The following is an 18221-nucleotide window of genomic DNA, read 5'->3' on the forward strand; positions in this document are numbered from 1 at the left end:
CACAACCTCTTAGAACAATGACTGACGAAACCTACAACGACGACGACGAAATCGACGCAGACAACGCAGACGAAGACGAGGCACAGCTCTACGACACAACCCGAACGACGACTTCCCGACGTGGATTTATGAAGGGACTCGGGGCGGCTGCTGGTATGGCCGCCACCGGCGCGGGCGCCCAGCAGTTCGGATACGGCCCCGTGCAGGAGGCGGATGCAGTCGCGCCTGTCGTCGGGGTGGCCGCATACGCCGCCGCCGGCGCGATTATGGGCGCTGCTGCGAACTATGGCGGCTTTGATCCCAATCTGTCCTCGGAAGATGCATCCACAGCCGAGCAAGAGACAGCTACCTACGTCCACGAGACAACTTACAGTTCGATCGTCGATGCTGTGGATACGCAGTCACGATACCTGAGTGACCTACGGGACGAGACCGGTGTATCAGGTGACCGACCGGCGGCTGGCGGCCTCGGCGCCATCGGATGGTCTACCATCCGTGCAGAGACGTACCGGTCGATGCAAGACGGCGCGCCCGTTACCGACGCTGAGACGCGTGTCAAGGACGAGTTCCGTGCGTACATCACCGACGTTCTGAAGGACATCTTCCGCGACTGGAACCAGTTCGCGACGAATACAGAAAGGCACAGATACAATATTTGGCGTGCTACGTCGTCTAACAGCAATTTGGCCTATACTGATGTCTTCACGACTCAGGGGTGGACAGCTAAATGGGATTCAGGTCAGAGCGGGAATTCCTTCGGTTCGGTACCGTCGACGCCTCCAGCGTTCAGCGAGACGGCGACGATCTACACTGAGACGCTTCCGAACGGCGATACAATGGACGTTCGTGTAGCGCACGTCCTTTTCGACGACACATCTGATGTGGATGGCCCTATGCTGTACTGGCCGTCTGTCACGGAGGAGGTTGACACCAACAGCACGACGAACGACGGAGATCTCTCGGTGTTCACTCAGGTTGGCCCCGCTAACGTGAACTCGAACTTCAGTTCAACCTCGTGGAATTACCTCGACCCTGACGAGGCCGGACAAGCCGTTTACGCTGCCGCTCCGACTAGTGGCACGTCTGATGTGGCGATCTACACGTCCGCGTGGACGGACATTTACCACGCTGTGATGTCGTTCTACAACAACACCCTCTCCGAAATCTCCAACTATGTCTCAACAGTGTACAACAACTACACCGCCGAGGACGTGAACGAGATCCTCGCCGGTCTAGACATCCGCCGCGAGTTCAGCGATGAGAACACGAAGGGGTCGGCCGGCGCGGAGTACATCGCGATGGGGTACGCGGGGGACACCCGCGACCTCGGTACGGAGGTGACTGTCGAGGCAGACCCGTCCACGACCGCCGACGGTACTCGCGACAAGGTTCGCGGTGTGCTGCTGATGGACGTAGACGAGACGCCGCTCGCGTCCTTCGAGTACAGCCTTACCGACACGTCTAGTGGTGTCAAACTCACCGTGAACGACGCCTCGCTTCGTTCCGAGTACCGTCAGGAGGGTGATGCGAGGACGTACAGGGTGACGTACACCGACGGTTCGGGTACCACTCAGACAACTCAAATCACCGCCGCGGAACTCTCTTCGAAGCACACCATCGATCTCTCCGCCCCGGGTAGTCCGTCGGCTGTCAGCAAAGTCGAACGCGTCCTCAGCGGCGACTCGTGGGACGGTGAAGTCGTGACCGCCATCGGGAAGTACGACGTGGCCAGCGCATCGAGTCCTGCCGACTACCGAAACGCGCGGCTCGTGCGGGTCAGCGACAGCGGATCCGTCGAACGGATCGATCTCTCCGGCGATATTGAGCTGCTCGAAGTCCACGACGAGAAGCGGAGTGAACTCGTGTTTAAGAGCTGGGTCAACGTGACCAGCGACCCGACGCTCTCTGCGGAAGAGATGGACGACCTCCTCGACGCGCGAGGTAAGTCGGTTAAGGATCTGTCTGATGACGGTGGGACGACCACCGGTCTCCCGTCTGCGGGCGACCTACCGATCCCGGGGTGGGGAATCGGCGGACTCATCATCGCCGCACTGGCGTACTACGCCACCGACGACGACTGATTCCCCCCCGCGGGCGAACCGCCTTTCTTATCGGATATTTTATAATAGCACGTGGTAGTATGGCTACTGATTGGGCCGCTGCTCGGCCTGATTCGACGCATTATCGGCTTCGTGCTGGACTCCGCGGTTCCGCTGGTCATCGTGGCTGGCGGCCTGTACGTGGCCGATCAATACGGCATCATAGACGTGTCTGCGTGGTTTTCGCAGACGATCAACCAGTACCTAGATCCGAACGCGATCATCGACCTGATCGCGGTGGTAGTATGACCCGGATAACCGCCGTTCTCGTGGCCCTTCTTGCCGTGACGGCCGGCGGCGCGGGTCTCGTCTCCGCGCAAGAGGATACGGGCAACGAGACCGCCACCCCCGGCGAAGACGTACCGGACGAAGTCCCGGACGACTACATCAAAGAAATAGATGATGGGGTGTACATCGTCGATTACAACTTCAGATCCGACAACGTTGTGGTGACGTTCGTCCTCACCAGCGAGGCGACACCTGTCACAGTCAATTATGCGGATGTGGGTTCTGAGATTGAAGGTGAACCGGGTGTTCGTATCCCGACAAATCAACGCCAAGTCCTGAACGAACCCGGCGAACACAAGTTGGAACTCCCTGCCGGTGACGGGCCGGCGGGACAGATGACATCACTGGCCGTCGACGGTCAGACAGTCGTTATTGAGGGTGAGGGTGGATTTGATCGCTCTTTAGTCGCCTACCTGAGTGCTAACCAAGCTCTGCTCGTAGGCGCGGCTATCGCCCTCGCTGGCGCGGTTGTCGCCGGGTACAAGCGCAAACTCGAAGACGACCTCGACGAACCCGAGAACGCCTTCCGCGGCGGTGATCGAAGATGAATCCAAAGGACGCGTGGGACACGCTCACGTCCAGTAGCACGCTCGTGGCACTATTCGCGGGCGGGGCTGCCGCCGCCATTCTTTCGGGAGAAGTCGAGGTACCGCGGTGGGTGATGGACGTTCTCATCGCCGGCGCGGTCGTCGGCCCCGCGGGGTACCTCGTGGGGGGTAAGATCGCTGAGTGGCTGTCGGACGGCCCGACCGCCGTCGACGTGATGGAGGTGGACGCCTATCGCGACGGGATGACGCACGGCGACCCCGTGCGCGTTCCGCCCGAGATCTGGGACGCGGCAGAACACGTTGACGGCCAGCCGTATCCCGCCGAGAGCGGCGCTGCGGACTACTTCGTGCGCGAACTGGATTACGACGACGAAGAGGATCAACTCCGAGTTCGCGGTGTTTGGATGGGCGAGATGACGGACGTGGAGGTGATGACGCACAAGGAAGCGATCCGGTCGAACCGGGGCCAGCTCCGCCACTGGGCGCGCGTCGGCCAAGGATTGTACGCTAAACTCCCGTCCATCGTGCAAGCGGTCGAGAGCGCGTATTGGCAGTACTTGAGCGATGAAACGATGGATGGGACGACGACAGAGCCAGACGTGGTGAGAAGCGAAGTCACCGCCGACGTGGAAGAGTTGGTGGACTCCATAGAGACACCGGAGCCGGTGACTGCCGAAGATCTGCAGGACGGCGACCTTCCCGAGGCCGACGAACTGGCCGACGTGGACGCCGACGAGGCGCCCGATCTGGGCGGTGGTGACGGTGAGTGACACGTACACAGCGGCGCAGCTCCGTGAGATGCTGCGGCGCGACGATATTGACCTTCCGGCGCTGGAGCACGCGGGACTGATTGGCGAAGACGAGCTAGACCTACTGCTGTCCATTAAGCAGAACCACCCCGAGGGACGGCACGCGGATGTTTACGACGATGTACTCGAACGCGCTGTGTCCCACCGAGTGCGCGAGAGCGTCGAGAAAGACCACGTGGGCGCGATGTCGCACGCCGCGGGCCTATCGTCCAGCCGGCAGAGTATGTCGGATATGCGCCCGCTGGAGCGGCTCGAACGCCTTTGGAGCGACTACCCCACGTTCCAACTGTATATCTACGGGCCGCTCCCTCCGGAAGGCCCCGTCGGCGTCGGCAAGACAGACTTCGCCTACTTGATGCTCGAGATCGGCGAGCGTGTCCACCCGGATCTCTCCGTCGCGACGAACACTCCGAGCGACCAGTTCGAGACGTTGCAGAGCTGGAGTGCCGTCGAAGAGTGGCTCAAAACGACAGATGGCGAGAAAGCGTTTGTCCTCGACGAGGCCGCCCAAGTCCTCCAGTTCGCGGATATGGACGCCGGTTTGGTTGTCTCACGGCTTCTGAAGCTGATTCGGAAGTACAACGGGAACATCATCCTCATCGGCCACACGGGCCGCGACGTGCCCCGAGACGTGCGCCGGCAGCTCCTCGTGGCCCGCAAGGAGTCGAAGACGAAGGCGACGATCGGAACGGGACTCGAAGAGGAGAATGAGGAGATTCGTGTGGCGAAGACCCACCTCCAACTCGGTGACGTGCCGCAGACACGACTCGACTACGACACGTTGGACACGGCGGACTTCGAGTTCGACGTGGATGTGGGCGGCGACAGCGGCCCGAGTGACGACGAGGCGCCGATGTGTGAAGCGACGACCAACGACGGGAACCCGTGCCCGGCAACGGCGGAGTACCCGTCCGACAATCCCCGATACTGCATCAACCACCGCCACCTTGCCGACGACTGACGCCACACACGCGTGTGGCCGCGGGCGCCTTGACCCGGTGGGGGAGGGGGAGGGGGGTGTGGCCCGTGCGCCCGCGTATCTTAAACTGTCGCGTGTGTGATATGAACGTGTATGATACTACAGTTAGGCATTCCGGGTGGCGTCGAGCTGCTCGTTGTGCTTCTGATCGCAGTACTGCTGTTCGGCGCGAACAAGATCCCCAAGCTAGCCCGCGCAAGCGGTGAAGCGATAGGCGAGTTCCAGAAAGGTCGTGACGAACTAGAAGACGAGTTGAAGAACGGAGGATCCACGGAAGACGACGGTGAGGCGGCGGACTGACTACGGGCACACTTTTATCCGATAGTGGGGGTGTCGACATCTATGTATATGGACACTAAGTCACGACTGACAGGTCAGCTGGCGATATTTGGATCTGGTTCAAAAGGCTGGGTCGAGGAAGCGAAAGAAAACGACATCGACGAAGAGGCAGTCTGGCACGTCGAACAGGCATACGAACACGTCGCAGAAGCGCTCGACATCATTCACGACGACGAAGAAGAATAGGCTACCGCTACAAACCGTCGTCAATTCCCGTCGTCGAGAACGTCAAATTCGTCGAGGATGACGGTTGCGTCTGTGTGGTTTGCGAGCCGTACGACCGCGCTGTGCGCGTCTTCTACCGCTCCAACAAATGCTGTGTCGCGACCCATCCCTGCGGGATAGTCGACGACGATGATTGCCGATCTGTCGATTGAGTGCAGACCGACGTGGATACCACCTATCTCCACTGTAGTCAGTTCGCGCGGCAGTTCAGCAGCGAAGGTTGAGACGTGGTGGGATTTGCTAAGTCGGTCTGTGTGCAGTACCTGTTCGACTTCGATTTTGTTCGCGTTCATCGTTCGTGTTTGGTTTGGATCACCCCCATAGAGGGGAGGGCCAGTCGTCATCAGGCGGACGGGGCCAGTCGCCCGCGACGCCCGGGAAGGGCGTTTCGACCGTTCTCTATTCGTAGTCGTCGACGGGTTCTGCGAGATCGAATCCGAGGCCACCTCCATCGGCATCCTCGGGAGGATCACTGTGGTGGGTCTGCTCCCGACCCGGAACGACGTGCGACGGGTAGGCGAGCTTGCTCTCGGTGATCGTTAGCTCCGGATACTCACGTGCGCTGTCATCATCGTCAGTCATCGGTCATCACCGGTCTCTTCGACCTCGCTGACTTCCACGCAATCGCGATACACCGACACCTCGTACTCCGGGAGTTCGATGACGCCAATCTCGGCACGCTGCGTGATCGTTCCACCGCGGTTTTTTCCGACGTGGAATAGGCGGCTCTCTGCGTGGTACTCCGCGGCGGGGACGGTCAGCGCAACCATCTTGGCCACGTGCTGCGGATCTGGTCGCGAGACGATCGCGGGTACCTCGCGGTCGTGATCGACTTCCCGCTCGTCGTCGAGCGTGCGCTCCGCGACTGCGGCGACGTGTTCTGCGTGCTGCTCGGGGTGGTTGGTTGCGACCTGTGCCAGACCGCTCGTTGCGGTGTTCGAATTGTGACTATCTTCTGCCACTACCTACTACTCAGTGAGTCTGACATATAAGCCTTAACTTCGGAGGGCTACGACGTTGAGGAACAACCTTTTACGGGCGTATTATGCGCTCTTACGGGCGTGCGTGCGAGACAACTAAGTGGCGCAACAACGTATCATTATCTGTATAGGATGGACGAATCTACCCTATCCGAGAAGCAACGTGAAGTCGTCGACGTACTCGCAGAAGGGCGGTCGACGCCCAAGCACATCGTCGACAACACCAGCCTCCCAAGCAAGCACGCCGCCCAACACCACCTCCAAGAACTGCGGATCGACGGAGTAGTGCAGAAGGTGAACACGGGTCTGTACGAACTGACCGAGGATCCACGACTCGGCAACCTCTTCGCGAGCGACGACATTGTCGAACGAGAAAGACAGATCCTCGAAGCGTGGGAGACAGTCGCGCAGAGCCACGACATCGACCCTACTGAAATCGACTTTGGCGACGACGCCGGTGATGACCGATGACGGACGATCACCCCCTGATGGAGGACGACCGTGACCTCTCCGACGAGACCGGTGAAGAAGAACCGCCAAAACCGAAGACAGAGAAGTGGCTCCGCACACCGGTCGAAACGACGAACGGCCGGCGGGCCGCCACGTGGCTGGCAAGTGGGGCGTTCGGACTGGTCGCCGGAATGCTGTCGATCCCCGACCGCGCCCTCGACGTCCCAGTCGAGGAAACAACCGTACACGGTGGCAAGACCACCCTGTACAACGCGGTGTACTACCCCCTCGACCCCGCGTACATCTACCTCGTGCTCGCGATGCTCGTCGGGGCTGTCGTGCTCTGGCGGGTGTTCGCTCCTGACGTTGGCGACGATGCCGGTGATTTCGATGACTGACCGAATGATCGCCACCTCGTGCAGCGAGTGTGGACGGGATCTTGACGGTGGCTACGAAGTCAAGGTCTATCACGTTCTGAACCCCGCCGAAAGCGGCTATCACAACCCCGTCGTTCGCCGCGTGATGGACGCTCTCGGACGCTCTGCGGGCGGTATGCACTACCCGACGTGCGGCGAGTGTGAGCCGCCGGCGACGCCGCCCGCGCCGGGAGAGAAGACACACCGAACCCACCTCCTACAGAGTGCGCTGGCGACAATCGTGTTTGCGGGGATGGCGGCGTTCCCGACGGCGGCGATGACCAGTTCGGAGATCGGTTTTACGGCGGTTGCTGCCGTCGCTCTCGCCGCCGTCGCCCTCGGTGAACTCCTGCAAGTCCAACGGATCCAAGCACGCGACAAATCGATGGTACACGCCACGGAGCCACGACTCAGCGACCCGTCCACCCCCGAGCAGCGCATCCGAGAGGCATACCTCGACGATGATATTGGTGAGGCGGAACTAGATGAGTTCTTCGACGCCGAATTCGACGGCGCGACCGACGACGAACTCGATGCGCTGGTAGACGACCTCCTCAACGACACCGACGACGACCGCGAAACGCGGGTGATCGAACGATGAATGACAGCATACTCGCTTCTATCGCCGCGTTCGTGGCTGTACCGACGGTTCTCGGATTTCTCAAGGACGCCGCTCCCATCGCGATGGCCGCGATGCAGATCCTCGGGGCAACGATGCCGATGGCCGTCGCTTTGGGCACGGGTTCGATGCAGCCAACACTGGAGGGAGGCGACCGGCTAGTTCACGATGCCGGCGTCGGAGAAGTCGAAGAGGGAGACGTGATCGTGTACTCGGCTGGAGAGACGGACTACGTTCACCGAGCGATGTTCCACGTCAAGACGGGTGAGAACTGGTACGACCGCGCGGATCCCGAGTACATCGACGCCGACAACTGCGCAGAACTGCGCAACTGTCCGGCGCCGCAGAGCGGGTTCATCACCAAGGGCGACGCGAATCCCGAATACGACCAGAGTGCCGGCAGACACGGAGTCGTGTCCAACGACGAGATACAGGGACGCGTCCTCCTCGCTGTCGATGATGACGACTGGTCGATAACGCGGATAGGCGCGTGAGGCAGCCTTCTGCGCCGGCGTTTATCTGATAACCACGTCCTCGAGATCCTGCTATGCATCCCATCCCAGACCCCCGGGAGTGTTCGCTCTCCGACGACCGCAAAGAACAGCTCGAGGAGATTCGTGAGTTTGCAGAGTCGTTCCGCGACGAGGAGGGCTGCTGATGGCCGTCGTCCACGCAGATTGTGATAGAGGGCCAGATAGAGGCGAAATCGTCTATACTGGCGTCGACGAGGACGGGGAACTGCGCGAGTGTCCCCGGTGTATGTGCGAGGTCGCGATCGATCCGCGCGTCGGAGAAGTGCTGCACGTAGAAGCGCGGTAGCCCGCGCCGTCAGTCGTCGTCGCCGGCGGCCTGCCAGCCAACGACGAGGCGTTCTGCGAATTTCGCCGGCCGGAACGTCACGGGTTCGAGTTCAACCTCAGAGCGTTTCGCCGTGACTGCCGTTCGGAACTCGCGTTCGGTGGGAGACGGGTTGAGCGGCCTGTAGAGCGGATCCTGCTCCACGATGTCGGATAACCGTTCGATGCGATCGTCTGGCCACTCCTGTAGCACGAGTTCGTGTGCACGTGTGATTTCCGCGACTGCTTTCTGTCGATTCTCTTCTCGCTGGTGTGGTATGATGCCCACACGTCCATTACTCGGTCGATCGGATAAGGGCACTGTCTGCGGGGGTCGGGGGATCGCCAGACTGCGTCACTTACCAACGCCCAACCGACAAACTCGGAATCCCCCTCACCCAACAAATACTAATTTATCTGATAGTTACCAACGTGTGTGGCAATCATCACGAAAATGATCAACGGGTACGGCCCGTACAAGTATCGTGTCACATACAGCGACGGCAAACACCACTGGGAGTACATCGGCCCCGTGGACGGTGGCAGCGGTGATGGACAAGACGTTACCAACGATGACGAGCAAGAAGACGGTGGAATGGACGAGGTAGCAGCAAATCCAACCGCGGAACCAGCAGAACGGATGGAGCAAATATTGGATGAGCGCGGAATCGACGCCCGAGTAATCAAGCGTGAGGCCGAAGGTTACAACGACGATGAGGCGTACATCATCGACTTTGCCGATGATGAGCAATTTGAGGAGTATTTCGAGGCGGTCGACGCCGGCGAGATTGTCTACCCCAGCCAGCAGGACAAACTCGGTATAAAGTGGAGAGGGGACGGGGATGATCCCGACACGACTGTCGTTATGCCGCCGGGCGCTCTCTACGAATCAGTATTACCAACGGATGAGTACGAGTCTGACCCGTCTGCTGGCAGTGATGTGGTCGGAGTTGAGGGGTTCGACTCATACTCACAGGGTCAAGTTTACGTTGATATAGACTATGAATACAAAGACGTCCTGAAATCTATCGATGAGGCAAACGCGACATGGGACGGGGGGCAATGGTCTATAGACCCCGACGCGATTGACGAGGTCGAAGAGAGAATGGTCGACGAGGGTCTCGACGTAAGGTTGAGCGACGCTGCCAAGGCGTGGCGTGATGCGAGGAACAGCTGATTTGCCTATTCCGTTTCTACGACGACGACCTTCACGGTCTCGTCGGCGTACTCCGCTCCGAGCGTGATTCTGCCTCGGTCATCGGCCTTCTTTGTCGTGATCTCGATGAAGTCGTCTAGTTCCAGCTGCATTGTTTTCAGTTCAGGATTTCGTCCATCTTCTCGACTGCCTCTTCCAGCGTCTCTGCGTGTCCGACCGGTTCGGTTGGCTCGAAGTCATTCTCTTCGTGACCACCGTGGAATGTATCCGTACAGATCGTGTATCCATCCTCCTCTTCAGCGATGAACGTGGCAGTTGCGCCGTCTTTGGGCGTCTCGTAGCCGGGTTCTGCGTTCTCAGCGTCAATCTCGTTAGCGGCAACGTAGGCGGCGCCGATGTACTTGGTTCCGAATTGTACGATTTCTGTCCCGTCAAGGTCGATGTTGATTTCGTTCATTGGATTGGTTTGGGCGGGATTTGTTCCGCGCGCCGGATTCGCGCGTTCTTCTTGGTGGGCGTCTGACACTTCTCACTCATACATTGGGGTAGGGGGCTTATAGGTATTTCCCACTACTACCCATTCTCACCCACATTTGGATGATTGGTGACTTACCAACGGTGTGTGACCCGGGTTTCTTCCCGGGTAGAAACCAACGTCGGCCGGCGTTTATCCGAGACGGGTGTCAACCTGAGTATGTGATGGTTCAGAAGGGAATCCTTCCTTCCGGGCTGACGAGAAGTACGCCGCTTTAAGACAACCACAAACTGGTCACTATGACACGAACTGCAATCTACGCACGAGTCTCCACCGACGAACAATCGCTTGACGTTCAGAAGCAGAACTGCTGGGACTACTGCACAGACGAACTCGGAATTGAGCCCGCAAATATCGACGTGTACACAGACAAGGCGACCGGCGCCAACATCTCCCGAGACGGCTACGACGAGCTGATGGCCGCCGCGGAGGCCGGCGACGTGGAACGCGTCGTCGTCAAAGAAGTGAGCCGAATCGCCCGCAATATGCGGGATCTGAACGAAACCGTCGGCAAGCTCTGCGACGACTACGACGCGTCCGTCCACGTCATCGACTCTGGACTGGAAATCAACGAACGTGACCGTGACACTGGCGTGTTCGACGATCGAATGATTCTCCAGTTCCTCGGAATGGCTGCCGAACTCGAGTACAAACTGACGGTTGAAAGAACGAAAGCCGGCGTTCAGGCGGCGAAAGAGGCTGGGAAGCATATGGGCCGCCCACCGTTCGGTTTCGACACCAACAGTGAGGGGTATCTCGCCCCCAACGAGGACTACGACACCGCACTTACGGTGATTGAGATGGTCGAAGAGGATGGGGATAGCATCCGGCAAACGTCGCGCTACACTGGCGTTGCACGGGCCACGATCCGCAACATCCTCGACCGGAAGGAGATGTACCTCAACGACCCCGAAAGAGAATGACTTGCGACTGGACTGACTGCGAGCGTGACCACGAGTATCGCGAATGGCCCACCGATAGGCGACGCGTGCCTCCGAACCTGTACTGCGAGAAGCACGCCGCAACCACGCTCGACACCACCGAACGCGTGCCGCGCGGTGACTGACACACCCCACCATCGAGATGTAATCAGCCGGTAGCCGCTCTCGGCTGCCACTTTTAACGCTCTGAACCCACCTGTCTAGTACGGACACCCGGACGATCCCCCGGGAACCGATCAAAGCCGGGTCACGGGTGATGATTCACAGTCGTCTTCTGTGGCCGGCGCGACTCAGCGGTGTCACGCCGGTATGGTACTGCCCTGCCCGGCCAACCCGCCACGAGACGGTGGCCGAGTCTGGTAAAGGCTTGAGTCCCCCCACCGAGGGGGTAAAAAGACTCTGAAACACGGGTTGCGTCGGTTCGAATCCGTCCCGTCTCACTCCTCATTCTCGTCGTCGTGCGGATCCTCGTCGAGCAGTTCGACAGGCTCCTCTTCCACGTCTCGCCACATCCTTAGCGCCTCTTCGGCGTCGTCGAGTCCGTCTAACGCCGCTGCAGCGTGCCGTTTGGCGGCTATTTCGTCTTCCTCGCTCCCGTGGGTCTCAAAGATCTCTTCCATCTGTTCACGTAGTTTTTCGGCGGCCTCAGCGGCTTCCTTCCGTTTGTTCGTCATATGTATGTGAAACGAAGGGGCGTCGATGATCCACCTAACCCATTTCGACTGGCGCGGATGACGCCCCCATATAGTCGTTGTCACTCCAGAACCTAAAACCCACGGCAGAGGCCGCGAAAACGCCCTTAACGACACAATAGCAAAACATACTAACCCAGATGAGACACACGCGTATGGACGACGGTAGAGCCGGCAACACTACCCCGGAGTCGGGTGTCGCTTTTTTTACCAGCCCCACCGATCCTCGAGTAATGGCGAAGGAGGTCACAATCAACAGCGATGAAGACGAGATCAGACTACTGATCAGTGGAAGAGAGGTAGAACCAGAGAATATCAGATGGCGAATAATGGATCCACTAGAGAACCACTCTGACGACGGGTACACAGTCATCGAACTCGATCTCGTTTCTGACTGAGCACGACGTGACTGGGAACACCCCACCCCTCAGTTCCGATGAAACTCGGGAGCCACGCTACTCACGGGAGAGAGGGGAGCCAACTCGGGAGAGATCCACTCTCCCTGACTTTGCGACGGCGGGCCACGCGGCCCGGGAGCACACCATTACCGCCCACACCCCACGGGGTTATATTGACGGGAGACGCGTTGTAAAGGCCTTCTAATGGTTTGTTGAAGGGCCATTACCAAGGGAAATTTCGTAGGGAACAGTTGGAAAGGCTCGGTACTGACGCTACACACGCACGTGTGGGCCGCGATACTGTCCACGTCCACGCACGGGCCGTTCACGGCGCCAGAGTCGTCGTCTGTCCCGCCGGTTGTCGTATGGGTCGCTCAGGGAAGGTTCTCCGTTCTCGCCCGTTTGCCGTGGTTTGGTTGTTTTACTCAACTCATCTATCTTTTTTGTGTGGTGTATCTGATAGAGAAGGGGGAGAGACGAGACAAGACCAACTCCTAAATCCACGTCGTCAGCCGTCACTCTACACGATGTCGGCAGAAACCGCCCATCTACACGATGTCGACAACCGTCCCCCTACCCCCTCCCCCATAACACTTATAATAAATATAATAATATAATATAATACTTATGGTTTGGTTTTGTTAGAGGTAGGTAGAGGGAGTTTAGGGGTGGTTTGGCGAGATGCAAGACGGGGTTTATGAAGGGGATGGCGTGTTCAACGACGACATCTCACGACTACCTCTCGACTCTTCCGCTCCCCCTTCACCAGATGTTCCACACAAAAAAGATAGATGAGTTGAGTAAGATTATTTTCGCGTTGGGGGAGAACGGCGTCTGACGGCCTCTAACGACTAATCTCTATTTCCCCCACCCCGTCCTCTCTCCAAATACCGTACACAAAAAATATCCTTGAGTTGAGTAACACTTATGTACGAAACCCGACAAGACACGAGTGCGATGGTACGAATCAACGCAGAGGTGACCGACGACGACAAACGACTCTTCGATGCAGTAGTCAAAGAGAGCGACGCGAGCAGTCAGAAGGAGTGGATTATGGCGCAGGTACGCCGAGAGGCCGAGGAACGCGACATAGAGATGGATGACGTGCCATCCATCCTCAACGACGACGAGGACGAGCAGCGGCCCATCAGCGAGCGTTACGACCCCGACGACGACACGTCGTTCGAGGGCGACGTGCTTGGCACGGAGCAGCTCCGCGAGGTCGTCAAGGAGACCTCCGGCAAGGTAGAGATCAACCCCGACGACGTAGGCCCGCGAAAGTCCGACACGCCTCAGGGGCATCGCGAGGACGTGGTGGAAGCGATGGTTCGCCACGAGCACGACACCGTGTCGCGCTCCACCGTCGTTGAGATCTGCAAGGAACACGGCCTCGACAGCCGCTACTACGTGGGTCAGCGCGCCAACGACAAGGACATCCCGGGCACGGTGATCGAACGGTTCGGCGGCGAGAAATCCGAAGGGGGTGCGTCTGTGGACGATGATCGAGTGGTTGCGGGAGCCGTCGCGGCGGCGTTGGCGCGCAACGAGACGCTGGAGCTACGCGAGTACGAGGGCACGCTGTCCTCGTGGGAGTCCACCCGCGACGATACAGATCTGTCCGACGACGCGTGCGCTGTTATCACCGCCGCTCTTGAGGAACTCGTGGCGTCCACAAGCGTCCCCACCCACCAGCCGTACGGGCAGGTGGACGACTGGCCGCAGACTCCTGTGAGTCTCGTGGAGCGATTTGTGGATGAGATCTCTGGCACTACTGGTAGCGTTGCCCGGGAGATCGGAGACGTGGTTGGTGAGGATGTCGATCTGCTTATCGGAGAGGCGACCGCAGGCAAGTGGGTCGAGGGGACACAGAAGTGGATTAAACGAGAGATCGAAGTGCCGGCGCTTGAGGGCCGTGCCAAGGAGGCACGTGAGGCTCTGGAGGCCAAACCCGACCACCCGCGGGCAGACGAGGTTCGAGAGGCACTGGATGAGCTGAACGACGAAATCGAACGCAGGAAGGCCGACGACGGCGAGTAGGCTCCCGGGGCTGACCAGCCTGTTTCTTGCGACTAGTTCCATTCCGGCCAGTCGCACGGCTCGGGAACGCGTCTCCGAGTAATCGGGTTTTACAGCGATGCCTGCGCGATGTGGAGAGTATGCTTACTGCCGACGATGTCTCATCTGGCGACCGAGTCCGCGTGGATCTCGAGGGTGACGAAGTGGAGGCGACCGTGATGGGTGAAGTCTCGTCGGTCTCGCGAGCAGACCACCGTATCTACGTCGACCCCGAGGAATGTGAGGGTGTGCGGGCTGAACGTGTCGAGATTGGTTTTGGCGACGATGGTGTCCCCGCCGGCGCGATGGTATGGAGTTCATCCGGATCGGATGCCGGCTGGACTGTCGCCGAGTTCGAGGCCGTCACTAACTGACAATATTCTTATATCAGGTTTGGAAGGCGGTTTGGAGATGGAGATGGAGAAGTTTGAGAAAAATCTCAAACACCGCCTACGTGCTGCGTTTTCACTTTCACTTCGGGAGCACAAGAACTATCATATTGCCGGCATTAGTCGGGAGTGCAGAAAATGATAGACGATCGAGATCTGGCGCCGATGAATCAGACGGATTGCGTAATCGAGTACAATGAGCGGGCGGTTGCCGTTGAGGTGAAGTCCAAATGAGCGACGGTGGGACACGGGACTGGTTCGACTACTGGGACGCGACACAGCGCGAATTCAACGAGGTCTTCGAGCGCAACCCCTCTATCCGCGGAATGGTGAGCGGGTACCTCGCCGAGGAGAAGTTGAAGACGATGTACCTCGAAGACGACCGGATCTCGAACCTCCGTTCTCCTGACGATCACGACCGCGAAAAGAAGGCGGACTGGATCTTCGACTACGAGGGTGAGGAGATCTTCTGCGAGGTGAAGTCGCTCCAGTCAAACCACGTCAAGCGGACGGACACGCTCGAAGGCGAGTCGACGTGGACGGGGAAGTACCAGTGCGATGCGTCCGACAAGCGTGAGGTAACCCTCCCCGACGGAACCGAAATGGAGACCACGTGCCTCGTGCAGGGCGAGTTCGACGTGCTGGCCATCAACCTGTTCGAGTTCGGTGGCGAATGGAAGTGGGCCTTCGCCCGCAACGAGGATCTGCCACGGACGCCGTACACCGGCTATGATGAAGAGGTGAGGCAGTACCTCATCAAAGGGACAATGGACATCAACTGGCCGCTTGAGGACGACTCCCCGTACTACGACAACCCGTGGGACGTTCTCGAAGAGGAAATCAGCCTACGGTAGCCCGTCAGTCGTCCCTCATCGGATAGTTGACGGGATCCTGCTCGAAGTTGAAGACGAGGAAGTAAGAGTGGTTCTTGCGGGCGTGAACTTGGTTGTGCATCCCGGTCTGATGGGGTGTGTTTGACCGGACGAGAACGAAGAGATCCTTGGTGTAGAAGCCCAGTTCCTGTTCGTAGAAGTTGATGATCTGGACGTGGGTGAGTTCCTGCGTGTTCGCTGAGACCTCGTCTTGCGTCTTGACGATGAACGTCCCGTCGTCTTTGAGGATCCGTGCGGCTTCCGCGCCGCCACCGAAGTAGACGTCTTGGACGGCGCCGTGGTACTTCGACCCGTTCGTGTCCACCACTTCACCATTCGAGTACGCCTCGCGGAAACTGTCGTGTGAACCGCCGCCGGCGAGCATCTCCTTGTTGCGGCGGAAGAACCCCTCTGCGTACGGCGGGTCGAAGACGACCACGTCGAACGTGTCATCGTCGTAGGGCAGATCGCGACAGTCGACTGACTCGCCGGATGGGGACTTCTCCGGGTCAAGATCGGTTCCGTGGAGATCGTAGGCGGTATCGGGGACGTTCTTCCAGAATACACCCTTGCCGTACGTGATGTCAGCGACCTTTGCGCCGGTCTCGGTGTGCAAGTCGAGAACTTTCGGGAACAGATCGGCGTTCCGTCCCTCGTGTGCCGAGAGAATCAGATCGTCGGTGGTCAATTCTTCCGGCTCTTCGCCGTTGAGAGTCGACTGTTTCCCGTTGTCTGCCATTACCCAGAATGAGGGGGGTGATAACCTTTAAACGTGTGTATGTCGCCAGCGACCTTTTACGAACCGCCGATTTCGGACGGCTCCACGTCCCGGGGGCTACATCCGGTCGAGCGCGTCCCGTCGCTCCTCTGGCGGGGCGTGGTCGTACTTCAGCGTGGTCTGTGACGACTTGTGACGCAACTGCTGTTGTGTCGCCCCAAGACCTGCTTCTGCCGACATATACGTCCCTGTGGAGTGGCGGATGGAGTACCACGTCACGTCGCGGTCGATGTCCGTGTGTTCCAGTACGCGACGAAGAACGGCGTTACAACTGGACGAAGAGTAGGGATTCCCGCGGCGCGTGATCCACAGCTCGTCACGGTCGTCGTACTTGGGGTATGAGGCGCGTTCGGTGAGCCAGCGGTCGAGGTAGTCCGCGGTATTGTCGTTGAGTGCGACCGTCCAGTTCTCGCGGTTCTTGCTGGACTCGTCCTTCGGGATCCGCAAGACACAATTGGAAGTGTCCACCCAATCCACGGTCGCCCGTCCGACCTCGACCGGGCGGAGACCAGCATCAAGGCTGGCGTAGACCATACTCGGATACTTCCAACTCCGTTCTTCGCGCCAATCGTCCTTGCCGATCTCGTCGAGCGGTTTGCTCAGTCGCACGGCAAGCAACTTCTTGATTCTGCTCCGTTCTTCTGGTGTGACGGATTTGTAGTGTGGAATCTCGTCACCGAGGGCAAGCACACCTTCGCGCAGCTCGCGCCGTTCATCACGAGTCAGGTAGTCGCGGGGTTGGCTGGAGCTATCGTTCGTGTTGAAAGAGAGGGCGGGATCCCAGTCGTGTTCCTCACCGAGTTCCCACGACCGCCACCGGAACAGCATCTTGAGGGCCTTTTTGTACTTGTTCGCAGCCGAGGTTGAGAGGTCATCTCGGTAGGCCAACGTCTTGAGGTAGTCATCTGCCTGCTCTTCGGTGGTGTGCGTGGTGTACCCCTCTTGCTCGTCCCACACCCACCGATAGAAGCGGTCGATGTGGCCCGCCCGAACGCGGATGGTGTCGAGTGCATACCCCTCCGCTTCGTCGGGGTCTTTGCCGAGGTTGAGACACCAGCGAAGGAGCTTCTCACGGTGGTGGCGGTAATCGGCAATCTGCTTTTCGGTCAGTATCATCCGGGACGGCTTTGGGGCCGTCTGGATTCCCTGTACTTCCTCCGTTCCGTCTGGTGATTCGATCGTGGTCATATGGTCGTGGTTACCCGAGCGGCCTTGACGGGTTGTTGTAACCACCACCGTTTTGCGCGGAGATGTCGCTTTCCAAACATTCTTTTTCCAAAGTTTTTGCGAGGAAGCGCGGCAGAGCCGCGCAGTCTCGGAAAAAGTTTAAGCCAAGGGCCGGATTTGAACCGGCGATGGGCGGCTCTGCAGGCCGCTGCGTTAGGCCGGACTCTGCCACCTTGGCGCGAATAGAGGTAGTCAACTCGGTCGTTTAAGCGTAGCGAATTCGATTAGCCCTCGCCCTCTGATTGGCCCGGTTCACCGACCCCTTCAACTGGGATGGCGCTGTAAATCGAGGATTGTGCCTCGTCTGGCGAGCCGAACTGCTCGTCGTTCACCCGAGTCAGTAGCGCAGCCAACGATTCGGACCCGTCCGCGTAGACGAGCTGAACATCGTCGAACTCCGCTCGGGCGGTTTCGACCGACAGCGGGTACGTCGCCGTTTCGAGGAGTGCCGTGAGTTCGTTCAGTTTGACTTCGCGAGTCACACACCACTCTCTCAGTCCAGTCACGTAGTTACACGCTGCATAAATACACAAAGCCCACTCGGGAGAGATGCCTCTCCTGAGTGAGCTAGGTAAGGTATGAATGGTGGC

General features: G+C 59.0%; 27 protein-coding genes and 2 tRNA genes. 18 read left to right on the forward strand and 11 right to left on the reverse strand.

Translation table 11 applies throughout. The features are described 5' to 3' along the window. Positions 1-17: 17 nt before the first annotated feature. The 7 genes from ACY9XZ_RS04965 to ACY9XZ_RS04995 all read left to right on the forward strand — a co-directional run bounded on the left by ACY9XZ_RS04965 (position 18) and on the right by ACY9XZ_RS04995 (position 5248). Positions 18-2081 carry a twin-arginine translocation signal domain-containing protein gene (locus tag ACY9XZ_RS04965; RefSeq protein ID WP_463455940.1) on the forward strand — a complete coding sequence of 688 codons (2064 nt, stop codon included), beginning with the start codon at positions 18-20 and terminating at the stop codon, positions 2079-2081. Positions 2082-2132: 51 nt separating this feature from the next. Beyond that, positions 2133-2348: a hypothetical protein gene (locus ACY9XZ_RS04970; RefSeq protein ID WP_463455941.1), complete on the forward strand. Its 216-nt coding sequence runs from the start codon at positions 2133-2135 to the stop codon at positions 2346-2348. Next, positions 2345-2935 carry a hypothetical protein gene (locus tag ACY9XZ_RS04975; protein WP_463455942.1) on the forward strand — a complete coding sequence of 197 codons (591 nt, stop codon included), beginning with the start codon at positions 2345-2347 and terminating at the stop codon, positions 2933-2935. Before ACY9XZ_RS04970 ends, ACY9XZ_RS04975 begins: the two co-directional genes overlap by 4 nt. Next, positions 2932-3705, forward strand: coding sequence for a hypothetical protein (locus tag ACY9XZ_RS04980; protein ID WP_463455943.1), 774 nt, complete (start codon positions 2932-2934; stop codon positions 3703-3705). The genes ACY9XZ_RS04975 and ACY9XZ_RS04980 overlap by 4 nt, the downstream gene beginning before the upstream one ends. Beyond that, on the forward strand, positions 3698-4705 hold the full coding sequence (locus ACY9XZ_RS04985; protein WP_463455944.1) for a hypothetical protein: 1008 nt from the start codon (positions 3698-3700) through the stop codon (positions 4703-4705). Before ACY9XZ_RS04980 ends, ACY9XZ_RS04985 begins: the two co-directional genes overlap by 8 nt. A gap of 111 nt (positions 4706-4816) precedes the next feature. After that, on the forward strand, positions 4817-5023 hold the full coding sequence (gene tatA / locus ACY9XZ_RS04990; RefSeq protein ID WP_463455945.1) for a twin-arginine translocase TatA/TatE family subunit: 207 nt from the start codon (positions 4817-4819) through the stop codon (positions 5021-5023). Positions 5024-5071: 48 nt separating this feature from the next. Beyond that, positions 5072-5248: a hypothetical protein gene (locus ACY9XZ_RS04995; protein WP_463455946.1), complete on the forward strand. Its 177-nt coding sequence runs from the start codon at positions 5072-5074 to the stop codon at positions 5246-5248. A 20-nt stretch (positions 5249-5268) separates the two neighbouring features. Here ACY9XZ_RS04995 and ACY9XZ_RS05000 read toward each other — a convergent pair whose 3' ends face one another. From ACY9XZ_RS05000 to ACY9XZ_RS05010, 3 genes are all read right to left on the reverse strand, one after another. Continuing rightward, on the reverse strand, positions 5269-5580 hold the full coding sequence (locus ACY9XZ_RS05000) for a hypothetical protein (protein WP_463455947.1): 312 nt from the start codon (positions 5578-5580) through the stop codon (positions 5269-5271). A 106-nt stretch (positions 5581-5686) separates the two neighbouring features. Further along, positions 5687-5869 (reverse strand): hypothetical protein, encoded by a 183-nt coding sequence (locus ACY9XZ_RS05005; RefSeq protein ID WP_463455948.1) that lies wholly within the window; start codon positions 5867-5869, stop codon positions 5687-5689. Further along, the gene (locus ACY9XZ_RS05010; RefSeq protein WP_463455949.1) at positions 5866-6249 is read right to left on the reverse strand and encodes a hypothetical protein; all 384 of its coding nucleotides are present in this window, start codon (positions 6247-6249) and stop codon (positions 5866-5868) included. Before ACY9XZ_RS05010 ends, ACY9XZ_RS05005 begins: the two co-directional genes overlap by 4 nt. Positions 6250-6399: 150 nt before the next feature. Here ACY9XZ_RS05010 and ACY9XZ_RS05015 point away from each other — a divergent pair, with 150 nt between their 5' ends. The 4 genes from ACY9XZ_RS05015 to ACY9XZ_RS05030 are packed head-to-tail and all read left to right on the forward strand — an operon-like array spanning position 6400 to position 8246. Further along, positions 6400-6738: a hypothetical protein gene (locus ACY9XZ_RS05015; protein WP_463455950.1), complete on the forward strand. Its 339-nt coding sequence runs from the start codon at positions 6400-6402 to the stop codon at positions 6736-6738. Then, positions 6735-7115, forward strand: coding sequence for a hypothetical protein (locus tag ACY9XZ_RS05020; RefSeq protein ID WP_463455951.1), 381 nt, complete (start codon positions 6735-6737; stop codon positions 7113-7115). The genes ACY9XZ_RS05015 and ACY9XZ_RS05020 overlap by 4 nt, the downstream gene beginning before the upstream one ends. Next, a complete protein-coding gene (locus tag ACY9XZ_RS05025; RefSeq protein ID WP_463455952.1) occupies positions 7108-7734 on the forward strand; it encodes a hypothetical protein in 627 nt (208 codons plus the stop codon). The genes ACY9XZ_RS05020 and ACY9XZ_RS05025 overlap by 8 nt, the downstream gene beginning before the upstream one ends. Beyond that, a complete protein-coding gene (locus tag ACY9XZ_RS05030) occupies positions 7731-8246 on the forward strand; it encodes a S26 family signal peptidase (protein ID WP_463455953.1) in 516 nt (171 codons plus the stop codon). Before ACY9XZ_RS05025 ends, ACY9XZ_RS05030 begins: the two co-directional genes overlap by 4 nt. Before the next feature lie 334 nt (positions 8247-8580). Here ACY9XZ_RS05030 and ACY9XZ_RS05035 read toward each other — a convergent pair whose 3' ends face one another. After that, positions 8581-8877, reverse strand: coding sequence for a hypothetical protein (locus tag ACY9XZ_RS05035; RefSeq protein WP_463455954.1), 297 nt, complete (start codon positions 8875-8877; stop codon positions 8581-8583). Between the two features lie 147 nt (positions 8878-9024). On the opposite strand from ACY9XZ_RS05035, the gene ACY9XZ_RS05040 reads away from it, so the two are divergent. Continuing rightward, positions 9025-9765 carry a hypothetical protein gene (locus tag ACY9XZ_RS05040; RefSeq protein WP_463455955.1) on the forward strand — a complete coding sequence of 247 codons (741 nt, stop codon included), beginning with the start codon at positions 9025-9027 and terminating at the stop codon, positions 9763-9765. Between the two features lie 5 nt (positions 9766-9770). On the opposite strand, the gene ACY9XZ_RS05045 is transcribed toward ACY9XZ_RS05040, so the two are convergent. Both ACY9XZ_RS05045 and ACY9XZ_RS05050 read right to left on the reverse strand, forming a co-directional pair. After that, complete coding sequence (locus ACY9XZ_RS05045) at positions 9771-9896, reverse strand: hypothetical protein (RefSeq protein ID WP_463455956.1); 126 nt, start codon at positions 9894-9896, stop codon at positions 9771-9773. A 5-nt stretch (positions 9897-9901) separates the two neighbouring features. After that, complete coding sequence (locus ACY9XZ_RS05050) at positions 9902-10201, reverse strand: hypothetical protein (protein WP_463455957.1); 300 nt, start codon at positions 10199-10201, stop codon at positions 9902-9904. Between the two features lie 317 nt (positions 10202-10518). On the opposite strand from ACY9XZ_RS05050, the gene ACY9XZ_RS05055 reads away from it, so the two are divergent. After that, positions 10519-11202: a recombinase family protein gene (locus ACY9XZ_RS05055; RefSeq protein WP_463455958.1), complete on the forward strand. Its 684-nt coding sequence runs from the start codon at positions 10519-10521 to the stop codon at positions 11200-11202. 358 nt (positions 11203-11560) lie between these two features. Next, positions 11561-11660 (forward strand) — tRNA-Gly (locus tag ACY9XZ_RS05060). Here the strand turns inward: ACY9XZ_RS05060 and ACY9XZ_RS05065 are convergent. After that, the gene (locus ACY9XZ_RS05065; protein WP_463455959.1) at positions 11658-11894 is read right to left on the reverse strand and encodes a hypothetical protein; all 237 of its coding nucleotides are present in this window, start codon (positions 11892-11894) and stop codon (positions 11658-11660) included. The genes ACY9XZ_RS05060 and ACY9XZ_RS05065 overlap by 3 nt on opposite strands. Positions 11895-12145: 251 nt before the next feature. Between ACY9XZ_RS05065 and ACY9XZ_RS05070 the strand changes: the two genes are divergently transcribed. The 4 genes from ACY9XZ_RS05070 (at position 12146) to ACY9XZ_RS05085 (ending at position 15608) form a co-directional block, all read left to right on the forward strand. Continuing rightward, positions 12146-12310 carry a hypothetical protein gene (locus ACY9XZ_RS05070; RefSeq protein WP_463455960.1) on the forward strand — a complete coding sequence of 55 codons (165 nt, stop codon included), beginning with the start codon at positions 12146-12148 and terminating at the stop codon, positions 12308-12310. A 957-nt stretch (positions 12311-13267) separates the two neighbouring features. After that, positions 13268-14347: a hypothetical protein gene (locus ACY9XZ_RS05075; RefSeq protein WP_463455961.1), complete on the forward strand. Its 1080-nt coding sequence runs from the start codon at positions 13268-13270 to the stop codon at positions 14345-14347. Between the two features lie 119 nt (positions 14348-14466). Further along, on the forward strand, positions 14467-14739 hold the full coding sequence (locus ACY9XZ_RS05080; RefSeq protein WP_463455962.1) for a hypothetical protein: 273 nt from the start codon (positions 14467-14469) through the stop codon (positions 14737-14739). Positions 14740-14984: 245 nt separating this feature from the next. After that, positions 14985-15608, forward strand: a complete 624-nt coding sequence (locus ACY9XZ_RS05085) for a hypothetical protein (protein ID WP_463455963.1) — start codon at positions 14985-14987, stop codon at positions 15606-15608. Positions 15609-15612: 4 nt separating this feature from the next. Here the strand turns inward: ACY9XZ_RS05085 and ACY9XZ_RS05090 are convergent, their stop codons facing one another. The 4 genes from ACY9XZ_RS05090 to ACY9XZ_RS05105 all read right to left on the reverse strand — a co-directional run bounded on the left by ACY9XZ_RS05090 (position 15613) and on the right by ACY9XZ_RS05105 (position 18113). Then, positions 15613-16365 (reverse strand): DNA methyltransferase, encoded by a 753-nt coding sequence (locus tag ACY9XZ_RS05090; protein ID WP_463455964.1) that lies wholly within the window; start codon positions 16363-16365, stop codon positions 15613-15615. Between the two features lie 96 nt (positions 16366-16461). Beyond that, positions 16462-17592 carry a tyrosine-type recombinase/integrase gene (locus ACY9XZ_RS05095; protein WP_463455965.1) on the reverse strand — a complete coding sequence of 377 codons (1131 nt, stop codon included), beginning with the start codon at positions 17590-17592 and terminating at the stop codon, positions 16462-16464. A gap of 141 nt (positions 17593-17733) precedes the next feature. Next, positions 17734-17809, reverse strand: a tRNA-Cys gene (locus tag ACY9XZ_RS05100). A gap of 46 nt (positions 17810-17855) precedes the next feature. After that, positions 17856-18113, reverse strand: a complete 258-nt coding sequence (locus ACY9XZ_RS05105) for a DUF5789 family protein (RefSeq protein WP_463455966.1) — start codon at positions 18111-18113, stop codon at positions 17856-17858. Positions 18114-18221: the final 108 nt, after the last annotated feature.

The sequence above is a fragment of the Haloarcula sp. HT12 genome, from assembly GCF_055271655.1.